This window comes from Chloracidobacterium sp. (assembly GCA_016716305.1).
In the GTDB taxonomy this organism is placed as follows: Bacteria; Acidobacteriota; Blastocatellia; order Pyrinomonadales; family Pyrinomonadaceae; genus OLB17.
Window position 1 is genome coordinate 1,393,779 of the sequence record JADJWP010000002.1, and the last position, 12,633, is coordinate 1,406,411.

General features: G+C 55.9%; 12 protein-coding genes. 7 read left to right on the forward strand and 5 right to left on the reverse strand.

Going from position 1 to position 12,633, the window contains the following annotated elements; genetic code table 11:
• Positions 1-8: 8 nt before the first annotated feature.
• Positions 9-1,052, reverse strand: a complete 1,044-nt coding sequence (glpX, locus tag IPM28_08245) for a class II fructose-bisphosphatase (protein MBK9172984.1) — start codon at positions 1,050-1,052, stop codon at positions 9-11.
• A 144-nt stretch (positions 1,053-1,196) separates the two neighbouring features.
• Between glpX and IPM28_08250 the strand changes: the two genes are divergently transcribed.
• Entirely contained in the window at positions 1,197-1,493 is a 297-nt protein-coding gene (locus IPM28_08250) for a 4Fe-4S binding protein (protein MBK9172985.1), read from the forward strand.
• A 47-nt stretch (positions 1,494-1,540) separates the two neighbouring features.
• Here the strand turns inward: IPM28_08250 and IPM28_08255 are convergent, their stop codons facing one another.
• A complete protein-coding gene (locus IPM28_08255) occupies positions 1,541-3,793 on the reverse strand; it encodes a TonB-dependent receptor (GenBank protein ID MBK9172986.1) in 2,253 nt (750 codons plus the stop codon).
• Positions 3,794-3,843: 50 nt separating this feature from the next.
• Positions 3,844-4,518 carry a molybdenum cofactor guanylyltransferase gene (locus tag IPM28_08260; GenBank protein MBK9172987.1) on the reverse strand — a complete coding sequence of 225 codons (675 nt, stop codon included), beginning with the start codon at positions 4,516-4,518 and terminating at the stop codon, positions 3,844-3,846.
• A gap of 90 nt (positions 4,519-4,608) precedes the next feature.
• On the opposite strand from IPM28_08260, the gene ric reads away from it, so the two are divergent.
• The 3 genes from ric (at position 4,609) to IPM28_08275 (ending at position 7,598) form a co-directional block, all read left to right on the forward strand.
• On the forward strand, positions 4,609-5,349 hold the full coding sequence (gene ric / locus IPM28_08265) for an iron-sulfur cluster repair di-iron protein (GenBank protein MBK9172988.1): 741 nt from the start codon (positions 4,609-4,611) through the stop codon (positions 5,347-5,349).
• 71 nt (positions 5,350-5,420) lie between these two features.
• Positions 5,421-6,224, forward strand: coding sequence for a radical SAM protein (locus tag IPM28_08270; protein MBK9172989.1), 804 nt, complete (start codon positions 5,421-5,423; stop codon positions 6,222-6,224).
• Positions 6,225-7,598 carry an aminotransferase class V-fold PLP-dependent enzyme gene (locus tag IPM28_08275; GenBank protein ID MBK9172990.1) on the forward strand — a complete coding sequence of 458 codons (1,374 nt, stop codon included), beginning with the start codon at positions 6,225-6,227 and terminating at the stop codon, positions 7,596-7,598.
• Positions 7,599-7,638: 40 nt separating this feature from the next.
• Here IPM28_08275 and IPM28_08280 read toward each other — a convergent pair whose 3' ends face one another.
• Both IPM28_08280 and IPM28_08285 read right to left on the reverse strand, forming a co-directional pair.
• Positions 7,639-7,959, reverse strand: coding sequence for a DUF5335 family protein (locus IPM28_08280; GenBank protein MBK9172991.1), 321 nt, complete (start codon positions 7,957-7,959; stop codon positions 7,639-7,641).
• A gap of 84 nt (positions 7,960-8,043) precedes the next feature.
• On the reverse strand, positions 8,044-8,439 hold the full coding sequence (locus tag IPM28_08285) for a hypothetical protein (protein ID MBK9172992.1): 396 nt from the start codon (positions 8,437-8,439) through the stop codon (positions 8,044-8,046).
• 155 nt (positions 8,440-8,594) lie between these two features.
• Between IPM28_08285 and IPM28_08290 the strand changes: the two genes are divergently transcribed.
• From IPM28_08290 to IPM28_08300, 3 genes are read left to right on the forward strand one after another with little or no spacing between them, the layout of a single operon-like run.
• The gene (locus IPM28_08290) at positions 8,595-9,329 is read left to right on the forward strand and encodes an ABC transporter ATP-binding protein (GenBank protein MBK9172993.1); all 735 of its coding nucleotides are present in this window, start codon (positions 8,595-8,597) and stop codon (positions 9,327-9,329) included.
• A gap of 3 nt (positions 9,330-9,332) precedes the next feature.
• Positions 9,333-11,693: an ABC transporter permease gene (locus tag IPM28_08295; GenBank protein MBK9172994.1), complete on the forward strand. Its 2,361-nt coding sequence runs from the start codon at positions 9,333-9,335 to the stop codon at positions 11,691-11,693.
• Between the two features lie 4 nt (positions 11,694-11,697).
• A complete protein-coding gene (locus IPM28_08300) occupies positions 11,698-12,615 on the forward strand; it encodes an HlyD family efflux transporter periplasmic adaptor subunit (GenBank protein MBK9172995.1) in 918 nt (305 codons plus the stop codon).
• The last annotated feature ends 18 nt before the right edge of the window (positions 12,616-12,633 follow it).

The window sequence follows — 12,633 nt, forward strand, 5'->3', positions numbered from 1 at the left end:
CTGAATTCCTAGAAACGGATCACGGCATCAGGGCCGCCCTCGACATGAACCGTATCGACGAACCGAATACTTTTCGAATCGGTCGTCATGACCACCGAATGTGTCCTTTTCCCTTCGCCAAAGAAGCGGACGCCTCTGAGCAGCGAGCCGTCGGTGACGCCCGTCGCAGCGAAAATTATCCTCTTTCCGGGTGCCAGGTCATTCGTATCGTAGATCTTATCGGTATCGGTTATCCCCATCTCATGGATACGTTCGAGCAGCTGCTCGAGCGGCGGGACCTTTGTGCGGTCAACCCCGAGCCGGTCGTGGTCAAATACGAGTTTGGCCTGTATCTCGCCGTTAAGGCATTTCATGGCCGCCGCGGTTATCACCCCTTCGGGGGCGCCTCCGATGCCCATCAGTGCATGAATATTGGTACCCGCAACGGCCGCCGATATTCCAGCCGAAAGATCGCCGTCCGAGATCAGGCGGATCCGGGCACCCGAATCGCGAACGTCCTGGACAAGCTTCTTGTGACGAGGACGGTCGAGACAGATCACGGTCAGATCTTCGACGTCACGGCCAAGCCTGCGGGCGATGTTCTTCAGGTTTTCGGCAACTGGGGCATCGATGTCAACGGCCCCGCGGCACGATGGCCCGACGACGATCTTGTCCATGTACATATCCGGCGCGTTCAGGAGTCCGCCGCGTTCTGCTGCCGCTAATACGGCGATCGCGTTATTTGCTCCGAGAGCGCACAGGTTCGTTCCCTCCAGCGGATCGACGGCAATATCGACCTCGGGAAACTCGGCCCGCGCTTCGTCCGAGAATACTCCGCCGCCCAACTCCTCGCCAATATAGAGCATCGGAGCTTCGTCGCGTTCACCCTCGCCGATCACGATCCGGCCGCGCATCGGGACCGTATCCATCACTTCCCGCATTGCCTCGACCGCTACATGGTCTGAGTGTTTGCGGTCGCCTTGTCCCATCGTCTTGGCCGATTCGATCGCAGCCGCCTCTGTAACGCGTAAGAATTCAAGCGCCAGATCGCGCTCAGCTCTGATATTTTTCATCCGATTCTCCGTGCCGAAATTTTACTTGATTGTCCTATGAAATGCCGCATTTTACCATTTGTTTAGGCTGATTTGACAAGTTTCGCTCTGGATATTACGGTTTTACTTTGGTCTTGCACCCATAGAGAGGAGACTTATTGCCAGATGACCTATATTGTTGCCGAACCGTGTGTTGAATGTAAGTATACCGACTGTGCCGCCGTATGCCCCGTGGAGGCGTTTCACGAGCTGCCCGATAAGCTACTGATCAACCCGGACACATGTATCGACTGCGACGCTTGCCTCCCGGAATGTCCGGTCGAGGCCATATTTTCTGATATGTCGATACCGGAGGAATATTTGCCGTGGCTCGAGATCAATAAAGAGGCTGAGAACTATCCGATCATCAGCACCAAGCAGCCTGCATTGTTCGGTTCGGGATGCAAGGGCCAGCCTGAATAGCGGCGGGAAAAGATCATTTTCGATCGGCGGGCGAGTCCCGCCTTTTTTTATTTCCAGCGAACCCCGATCCGTAGATTGAGCGGCGAACTTATCGTTCTGACGGGCGTTCGGCCAACGGAATAGCGCGAATTGAAAATGTTTTCGACCGCGGCATAAACGCTTATGCTCTTTTTGATCCGACGGCTGACGAACAGATCGGCCTGAAGATACGGTTCGAGCCGGAATAAGTTGAGGTCGTCGTCAAACTGTTGACCCGCGGCGCGGCCTTGAACCGATATCGACCATTTTTCGACAGTATATCTGAATTGGACCGTGAATTGATGGCGCGGCACCTGAGGTATCTTCCGTCCGACCAATTGCGGGGTTGCTGAAAATGCGGTGACGCGCGAATCGGCGAACATGTACCCGGCGTTGACGACAAGATCCGCAAACCGCTTTTCCGCATCGACCTCAAAACCGGCCGCCCTTGTCTTCCCGGCGTTTTGCCTTTGCCGTGTGATCAGGTCAGGCGTCGATCCGATAGTCACGTTCGCGACCGCCCGATCGACATCGGTCAGAAACGCGGTCGCTCTGAGATAGATTCCCCGAATGACCACGCTTGATCCGGCCTCGATGCTCGAGGCTCTCTCGGCCTGCAGAGCGGCATTGGCGACCGTGACGACATTGCCGACCCGAAAACCGCGGTAGAGTTCGTTGAGCGTCGGGGCTCGAAAGTTCCTCGAGGCCGAAGCATGAAATGACACCGCCTCGTTTACCCTTATCAAGGCCGACAGTCGTGGACTGAAAGCAGACTCTTGACGATCCGGAAATTCTGTAACGGTGATGTTTCCGGACGCAAGATTGCGCAAGACCGAGAGTCCGCGTTCGTTGCTCCAGCGGTCGAAACGAACACTTCCCGATATGACCGCACGCTCGCCGAGCGCGAGTATATCCTGCACGAAGGCGCCGAATGAATGTTCTCGCCCACCAGATCCGACCAACGATGAAGCAGTGTTGTTTACAAAGACCACTTCGTCGCTCGATCCGCGAACCGAGCGTCCTTCAAACCCGCCGATGATCGTGTTTTTTCTAAATACAGTACCGACCTGAACCGAGAAGCCCGAATACCGTGCCGGCGAACGCTGCAGGCGTGTCAAATTCTCGGAGGAACGACCGGCATTCACCGCTGAAAACGTCTGATCGTACACCTGAGACCCGCCGTAGAGCCGCCACTCCACATCGAAATCGGAGGTATCAAGGGCAGGCCGAGAGAATCGTGACCACGTGCCCCCAACGATGAGACTTCGGGAGTGTGTCTGATTGGTTTGCAGCGGAGTTCCATTCGTTCTGTTTTCAGTGAAATACGACGGGCGTACGAATAATTTGAGCTGCGCACCGAATTCGCGGCCTAGACGTCCGCTGGCGGTGGTCGATGAGACCCCGGCGGCCGAATCGACTTCCCCGCGCTCCGCCTCGTCGACCGTAATAAAGCCGCTTGTCTTGAACTGGCCGACAGCGATGTCGCCTGCCCAATTGCCGAATTTACCGCCCGCAAAACCCGACGCAGAGATCGTCCGTTGAGTCCCGCCGAAAAGATCACCGGCAAGCGAAAGCGGTTCGGCGGCCGACCGTGGAATGATGTCGATCGTCCCGCTGAGAGATCCGCTCCCGTAAAGGCTTGAGGCTCCGCCGCGAACGACCTCTACCTGCTCGACGGCGATCGGGGCCATCCGGTTCCATTGGACCCAACCGCCGAATACGTCGTTTAGCGGCACGCCGTCGAACAATACCAATGACCGGCTGGCTCCGCTTGCTCCTACGCCGCGAAGCGAAACGCCTTGCGTCGTCGGATTCGAATTTCGGCTGCTCGAGCGCCGAAAGATCGAGAACCCTGGAACCTGTCGCAGAGCATCGTCGAGTGTCGGCGCGGCGGCCGAAGCAAGAGTTTCGCGTCCTATGATCGAGACGCTCACCGGTGTATCGCCAAGACGCGTTTCAACACGGTTTGCCGATACGACGACCTGTTCCCGGATCCCGGCCGGCCGCAGTTGCACTTCAACCTCAACGCGCTCTGCTTCATCTGCCGGTATCGGCACCGAGCCGTCTTCAAATCCCCTGGCCGAGACGACCACCTTAACGTCACCTTCGCGGATCGAGCATTGAGATCTTCCGGAGACGGTAGAACACAGGCGTGTGCTGTTGGCTGCGTCAACGATCACCGCACTCGTCGGCATTACCGGCTGGCCGAACGAATCACGCGCCGTGACCGATAACACACGATCTTGAGCCGCGACCGAGCCCGTGACGACAATGGCTGCCATCAATGAAAGGCATCTCGCTGTTATCCGTGGACTTATAATTGATCCAAACACTATTCAGCTTTACCAAAGATTGGCGGCGGGTGGACTGGTAATGAGGTAAGCCCGATCTGATCTCGAAAAGTTTTGCTGTTCAAATAACGAGCTTCGGCGATACGAAGATCCTCAGGCGTATTGACATTCATGAAAGGGTCTTTCGAATTCGCGATCAACTCGAAGCTTGAAAATGGTACCGGACGGACGCGGATCCGTTCCAGAAGGGCATGCAGACTTCGATCCTCTCCACGAATCAGTTCGTCGGCTGCCGCTAGACAAGTCGCTCTTCTGTAAAGAGCACAGATCGGTTGGGCACGACCATTTGCCTGCATCGGGACAACCGCATCAAACCCAACGCGGTCTACCGATGCCAGATAGGCGATCAGGTCCGCTGAGACAAAAGGCATATCGCACGCCAGTACGAAGGCCCACGCTGAACTGCAATCCGACAATGCGGAATAGATCCCGACGAGCGGGCCGCGGGCACCGCAAGTGACAACGTCGGGGATCGTCGCCCATTTATCCGATTCGCGGATCACCCCGCCAACGATCTTGATATCTTCAGAGACAGCCCCGAGAGCACGAGCGGCAATTTCAACAAAACTGTATCCGCCGATCTTAAGTCGTGCTTTTGGCGTTCCCATTCGGCTGCTCTGGCCGCCGGTCAATATGTAAGCTCCGATCCGTTCCAAGAATGATCCTCACGAATATGATTCAAGTCATTTTTACTGCGATCGCGTAGTTCGATAATAGCATTTGAAATATTGGATATCGGAGGATCTATGCAAACTTTGGAAGGAAAAACGGTGCGAGAGATCGCTTTGGAGCTGCCGCAGACGATTCGCGTCTTCGAGGAATTCAAGATCGATTACTGTTGCGGCGGAAGAAAACTGCTGTCGGATGCGTGCGAGAAAGCCGGTGTTGACCCCGTGAAAGTGATGGCGAGGATCGAAGCTCTGCCTGAGGCCGAGACCTCTCGGGATGACATGAAAGATAAATCGTCATTGCCCGAACTCATGGATCACATCGTTGACAAACATCATGTCTTTACCAGGGACGAGCTCGCCAACCTTACCCCATTGATGGAGAAGGTGGCCCGCGTACACGGCGATAACCACCCTGAGCTCATCGAGCTGAAGTCCGTATTCGAGGAAATGACCGACGATCTTATTCCGCATATGATGAAAGAGGAAACCGTACTATTCCCCTACATCGACCGAATGGCCCGAAACATTAAAAAGGGGCTCTTACCGCCGATCCCGCCGTTCGGAACGGTCGGCCATCCGATACAAATGATGTCAATGGAACACGAGGCCGTTGGCGATCTGCTGGCCAAAATGCGCCAACTGACCAATGATTACGTAACGCCGCCCGATGCGTGCCCGAGTTTCACGGGTTTGTATTACAGGCTTGCGGAACTGGAACGCGACCTTCATGTGCACATTCACCTCGAGAACAACGTCTTATTTCCAAACGCGGTCGAGATGGAGGCAAATGCTTCCGCTCTGGCCGTTCAGCGCTGATATTTTTCAATGCGTGAGCTTGATCACCGCCGATTTGCCCCGTTTCGGTTATTATCTACGCGTGTGATCAGATGGAGGCTGGATCGAACAGTTGTATCTATGGCCCGGTGAATTCCTGGCGGCTTGGCCGTTCCTTAGGCGTTGACGTTCTCTGCATCGATTCGATCTGTTCGTTTGCGTGTGTTTATTGTCAGCTTGGTAAGATCAACCGGCTGATCACCGAGCGGGCCGTCTTTGTTCCTACTAGCCGTATTCTGAGCGACTTGCGGGTATCCGATTGGCGCAATTCCGATATCATCACTTTTTCAGGCAGCGGCGAACCGACACTTGCCCGTAATCTCGGTGAAACAATCGAAGCGATCCGGCGTGAGACCGGTAAACCGATCGCCGTGCTTACCAATTCGACGATGCTTGGGGACAAAGCAGTTCGGGACGAGATCGGGAATGCCGACCGTATCTACTGCAAGCTCGACGCGTGGTCCGACGATGTACTTCGACGAATCGACCGCCCTGCTCCGGGGATCACACTCGAATCGATCATCGGCGGGATAAGGACCCTGCGGGCCGACTTCGACGGGTTTCTCGGGATCCAGACAATGATCCTCAGCCAGCCGGACGAAAGCGAGGTTGAGAAACTCGCTTCGATCTACCGCGATCTTGGCCCGAACGAAGTGGAACTCAACCTGCCGCTCCGCCCGGTTCCGGCGAGTTGGAACATCGAATCGCGCGGTAACGTCACCGAGACGCACAGTACTTCGCGGCTGCTGAAGACCATTACGCCCGATCAGGCTGCCGAGATGGGCCGATCGATCTCGGCAATTACCGGCATCCGTGTGATAACCCCTTTTGAACGAACTGCAAAGACGAACAAATAAATGCACGAAGTTGACATTGACCTGATCGAGATGACGCTCGACGTCATGAAATATGCGATCAACCGCATTACCGACACCAACCCGCATCTCGGTAAACCAAAAAGCGAGCTCGAGCTGAAGGCCCTGACCGGCGATACCATAACGCCGAAGGGGATCGGCGGTGAGACCGCGTTCAAACTGTTTCGCGACGTCCTTGTGAAGGCAAGTGTGCCGATCGACCATCCGCGTCACCTTGCGTTCGTTCCCGCCTCACCGACGCGTGCTGCGATCATGTTCGATCTCGTCACCTCTGCCACCAGCGTTCACGGTGCGTTTTGGATGGAGGGCGGCGGCTGTATTTTTGCCGAGAATGAAGCGATGCGATGGCTCGTTTCGTTGACCGGACTCCCCAAAGGTGCATTCGGAGTATTCACTAGCGGCGGGACCGAAGCGAACCTTTCTGCAATGGTCGCCGCCCGCGAGGCCTGGCGTGAGAGCGATGCTGAGCGGGCCGTTCGCCGCGGCATCGTGATCACGTCGTCAGGTGCCCATTCGTCGGTCAGGGCGATGGCAAAGGTGATCGATGCCGACGTAATGCTCATCGATACTGAGGCCGAGCTTGAAGGCCGGATGCTCGCTGATCGGATAAACGCGCTTTCATCAGAGGAACGCGGCCGCCTCTTTGCGGTCGTCGCGACAGCCGGAACAACGAACGCCGGGATCATCGACGACCTTACAGGGATCGGCGAGTTATGCCGGGCCGAAAAGCTTTGGTTTCATGTCGATGCAGCATACGGCGGAGGTGCTCTTGCCGCGCCGTCGGTCAGGCATCTTTTCAATGGGATCGAAATGGCCGACAGTATCACGATCGATCCGCATAAATGGCTGTTTTCGCCTTACGATTGCGGCGCGGTAATCTACCGCGAGCCTGAATTTGCCCGACGCGCACATTCGCAGGGCGGGTCTTATCTGGACATCTTTTACGATGAGGGAGCACGAGGTTTTAATCCTGCCGATTACCAGATCCAGCTTACCCGGCGTGTGCGGGGCTTGCCGCTCTGGTTCTCGCTGGCTATGCACGGCACTGACCGATATGCGACCGCGATCGAACGCGGTATCGAACTTGCGTTGATCGCCGGCCGTATTATCGAAAGCGCCGACCACGTTGAACTCGTCCGCGAGCCGAGCCTGTCATACGTGCTTTATCGACGAAAAGGTTGGAAAGCCGAGGATTACAATCGTTGGACCTATAAGAATCACAGCGACGGATTTGCGCTCGTCGCCCCGACGAAATGGCGTACCAATGGACTTCACGAGACGGTCTCTCGCTTCTGTTTCATCAACCCGGATACGACCGAAAAGGACATCTCCGATATCATCGAATCGATGCGGTGACACCGATCATCAGCTCCGAAAAACGCGTGATACGGCAGCATCAGACATCCTCGAATCGCAGAATGGTGTTCTTTCCGTCGAACGAAGTTACATCGATCCCGTCTTCCTCGCCCGATTGGCTGAAATGTATGGTGATCGACCTTACGTTCACAACGCGATGGGTGAATGAACCGAGAATGATCTCGACCTCAGGTTCGTCCGAATGAGTGTCGATATCGATTCCGGTTAATGGCAGACCTGACTCCAGCCAGTAATCGTTACCATCCTCGAAAACGCCGATCCGCGTCTTCCTGCCTTGATACTGTTGACTGAAAAACTTCAAGAATGTCGACCAGCTGTGTCGTTTTCCTGTTTGTGTCATTTTCTTATACCTCTTGTTACACCGGCGTTTCGGTGCGTCCTGGTGTGCAATTCTACTCAATTCATGCGTGATATTTCGCGCATTTCAACCCGCCGTAAACGCGTTCTTCAGGTTCGGTTCGGGGGCAGTTTTTGATAGGTCCGCCCCTCTCTTCGGCGACCCGCGAAATAGATCTTTCTCTATCGATATCGTGAGTTCGACACCGTCGGGGAGGTGAATCGAGCCGCTGATCCCGACCTGTTCCGTATCGATCCAGTGCCCGGCTAGTTCTTGTGGGACATCGATGATGATTCGATTTGAGTGATACGACGCGTGGAAACGGTCGCCGACCTCGGTCGCTTTCAGCTCAAAGCTCAGGACCGAATCGTCCGTCGTGCCGAACCTGATCGAGTCCTCGATCATTCCGTGCTCCGCAAATCTCTTGATATCTTCGGGGGCTAGCCGAAGCCGAACTGAATTGCCCTGTATCCTGAGTTTCATATGTCATAAGTACACTCAATCACCGTGCCGAGGATATGGCAGTCGGATTGCATCATGATCGATAGAACGCCTATTTGTTCAACGATCGAGCGGGCTTGCTTTCCGGAAGATTTATGCAGAGTATATCGGAACACACGCCACTTCAGCTGATAGAAATGACGAATATCGCATTAACCGATCTGAAGCCGGATGCCGTATTTCAGGTTCGCGGCCTTTCAAAGATCTACAGGATGGGCGAGGTCGAGGTCAGGGCTCTGCAGTCGGTCGATCTTGACCTTTACCGAGGTGAGTTCGCCGTTTTGCTTGGGGCATCGGGAAGCGGCAAATCTACGCTGCTCAACATCATCGGCGGCCTCGATGTCGCTTCCGAAGGCACCGTGATCTATCGCGACCACAACCTGACATCGGCAACCGATGCCGAACTGACAAGGTTTCGGCGTGAGCACGTCGGCTTCGTTTTTCAATTCTACAATCTGATCCCGAGCCTGACAGCACTCGAAAACGTACAGTTGATCACCGAAATTGCCGAGAATCCCTTGCCTGCCGAAGAGGCTCTCAAAATGGTCGGGCTTGTTGAACGGCTGAACCACTTTCCCGCTCAGCTTTCGGGCGGCGAACAGCAGCGAGTGGCGATCGCCCGGGCGATCGCGAAACAGCCCGACGTCCTGCTTTGCGATGAACCGACCGGTGCACTCGATGTAAGGACCGGCAAGATCGTCCTCGAGGTCATCGGTCGTGTTAACCGCGAACTCGGAACTACCACGGCGGTGATAACTCACAACGCCGCGATCGCAGCTATGGCCGATCGCGTCATCCACATTGGCAGCGGCAGGATCACCTCGATCGAAAGTAATGAACACAAGGCTAGTCCGGATGAACTTGTTTGGTAACAAATGAAGCCGATCGACCGAAAACTCGTTCGCGACCTTTGGCATCTCCGCGGCCAGGTAATAGCGACGGCGCTTGTTGTGGCCTGCGGAGTAGCTTCGTTCGTTGCGATGCGCAGCTGCTATGAATCGCTCGTCCAAAGCCGCGACATCTATTACACGCTATACCGCTTCGGCGATGTATTTGCCGGACTGAAGCAGGCTCCCGATTCGGTCGCAGCACAGATCGCTGCAATACCAGGCGTTGCCGCCGTCCAGACCCGCGTCGTAACAAAGGTCACGATCGACCTGCCAGACCTCCCCGAACCTGCTCAGGGACGGCTCGTCTCCGTCACAGATCCGGGCGGCGGCCTCAATGGCCTTTTTCTGCTTCGAGGGCGCGTGCTTGAAAGGACCGGCATCGATGAAGTGATGATCAGCGGTGCGTTTGCCGACGCGAATCGCCTGAACCCCGGGGACACCATCGATGCGGTGATGAACGGCCGTCTGCGTAAGCTCAGCATTGTTGGCGTCGCACTTTCGCCCGAGTATATTTACGAGATAAGGCCGGGCGATATTTTCCCTGACAACCGCCGATTCGGAATTCTGTGGATGAACGCCCGAACCGTTGCATCGGTCTTTCAGATGGAAGATTCGTTCAATGATGTCGCGCTGACGCTCGCTCCCGGGTCAAGCGAAAGCGATGTCATCGAACATCTCGATCGGACGTTGGAGCAATACGGAGGGTTTGGGGCCTACGGCCGTGCCGACCAGAATTCGCATCGGTTCGTCTCGAACGAGCTTGCCGAGCTCGAGGTCTTCGGAACGTTCATTCCGGCTATCTTTCTCGGAGTAACGGCATTTCTCCTGCATTTGATCCTTTCTCGCTTAGTCAATGTCGAACGCGAGCAGATCGGACTGCTGAAAGCTTTCGGATATACGAACAGCGAGGTCGGCATTCATTATTTCAAGCTCGCCATTATCGCAATATTTGGCGGTATCGTTGCCGGTATCGGACTGGGCGCATGGTTCGGGACCGGCATGAACGCCCTGTACGGTGAGTTCTTTCACTTTCCCGTGTTGGAATATTCGATCTCCCCGCTCGTGATCGGTTGGTCATTGGTCATAAGTCTCGCGGCTGCGGCCGTCGGTGCTGCGGGGGCAGTTCGAAATGCAGTTGCTCTTCCGCCAGCCGAGGCGATGCGGCCCGAACCGCCGGCCAATTTTCACGCGGGATTCGTCGAAAACGCCGGCATAAGGCGATGGCTTTCGATGGAGTGGCGGATCGTTGTGCGAAACATCGTGAGGCAGCCGTTCAAATCGCTTCTTTCAGCCTTCGGCATTTCGCTTTCGATCGCATTGCTCTTTGTCGGCTTCTATTTTTTTGACGCCATCTTTCGAATAGTGACCGTCCAGTTCGATCAGGTTCAGCGCGAGGACGTCGAGGTCACGTTCAACGAACCGCGGCCCGGCCGCACGGTTTATGAACTTGCCTCGATGCCCGGTGTGACCCGGGTCGAACCGTACAGGATCGTCCCGGCAAAACTGCGGTTTGAGAACCGGACGCGCCGCGTCGGGCTCACAGGTCTGCAAGGTCGCGGTGAACTGCGGCGCATTGCTGACAGGAACCTGAACGTGATAAACCTTCCGGCCGAAGGCATCATCCTAGGACGAACTCTAGCGGATTCATTGGGAATAACAAAGGACGATCTCGTCACGGTCGAGGTGACCGAGGGTGCTCGGCCCGTCCGTCAAGTTGCGATCGCAGATGTCGCTGACGAACTACTCGGCCTCGGCGCTTACATGGAAATTCGTTCGCTGAATCGATTGATGCGTGAAGAAAATACCATCTCCGGCGCATTTCTTTCGGTCGACGCCGACCATCTGGATGAGCTGAACGCCAGGCTGAAACGTACGCCTGCGGTCGCCGGGGTCGGCCTGCCCGATGCCGCTCTCGATAGTTTTAATGACACGATGGCCAAGACGATAGGTACATCGACCAGTTTCTTGATCGGCTTTGCCTGTGCGATCGCTTTCGGTGTAGTTTATAACGGCGCTCGGATAGCTTTGGCCGAGCGGGGCCGTGAGCTTGCCTCTCTTCGGGTGCTCGGATTTACCCAACAAGAGATCGGCAAGATGCTGCTCGGCGAACAGGCGGTGTTGACGGCGGCAGCCGTTCCGATCGGCTACATCATCGGTATTGCGACCTGTTACCTGATAACGCGGGTGATCGATGCCGAGATCGTTCGGCTGCCGCTGGTGTTTTCATTTCGAACGTTTTTTCTATCTGGGCTGATCGTCGTGGTTGCTGCGATCGTCTCGGGTTTGCTGGTGACAGGCCGGATCAAACGAATGGATCTGATCGCAGTACTGAAGACACGGGAATAGGACGATGAAATTTCCGAACCGAAAATACCTTTATTACGCCGGCGGCGTTTTGTCGCTGCTCGTTTTGGTTTACTTTGCGATTTTCAGGTCGGATGCGGTGGCCGTCGAAGCGGGGACGGTATCACGCGGCGAGCTTCAGTCGACGATAGACGCCGAGGGAAAAACGCGCTACCACGAGCGGTTTACGATCACGGCGCCGGTTTCCGGCAAGATGTTCCGCATTCAGCTTCACGAGGGCGATCGCGTTCCAAAGGGCTATGTTCTGACGCGGGTTGACCCGGCACCGCCGCGGCCGCTCGATCCGAGCCGCGTTCCCGATAGCGGTGTTTATCCCTACGCCTACAACGTCTACGTTCCGGTTGACGGCGTTCTCACAAGGATCTTTGTCACAAGCGAAGGGATCGTCCAGGCCGGCGCTCCGATCGCCGAGGTGAGCAAGCCATCGCAGCTCGAGATCGTGACCGATGTGCTGTCGGCAGACGCAACGAAGATAAAGCCTCATATGGCAGTGTCGATCGAGAATTGGGGCGGCGAGGGATCGCTTAAGGCTCGTGTTCGCGCCATCGAACCTCAGGCGTTCACAAAGGTCTCTACGCTCGGTGTCGAAGAGCAAAGGGTCAACGTGATCGCCGACTTTGAATCCGTCCCGGATCGCCTCGGCGACAATTATCGCGTCGATGTCAAGATCGTGCTTTGGGATGGCAAGGACGTATTGCGGGTGCCTGCGAGTGCTCTCTTTCGGCAGGGCGATCACTGGAGCGTTTTCGTCATTGATGGCTCAAGAGCACGACTGCGAAATATCGAGATCGGGCACCGTTCGCCGGCGTTCGTCGAGGTGTCGAGCGGCCTGGCCGAAGGCGAAAGAGTGATATTGCATCCGCCGAACAGCGTTGCCGACGGCACACGGCTCTCGGTCAACTAGATATCGATGAGATTCACG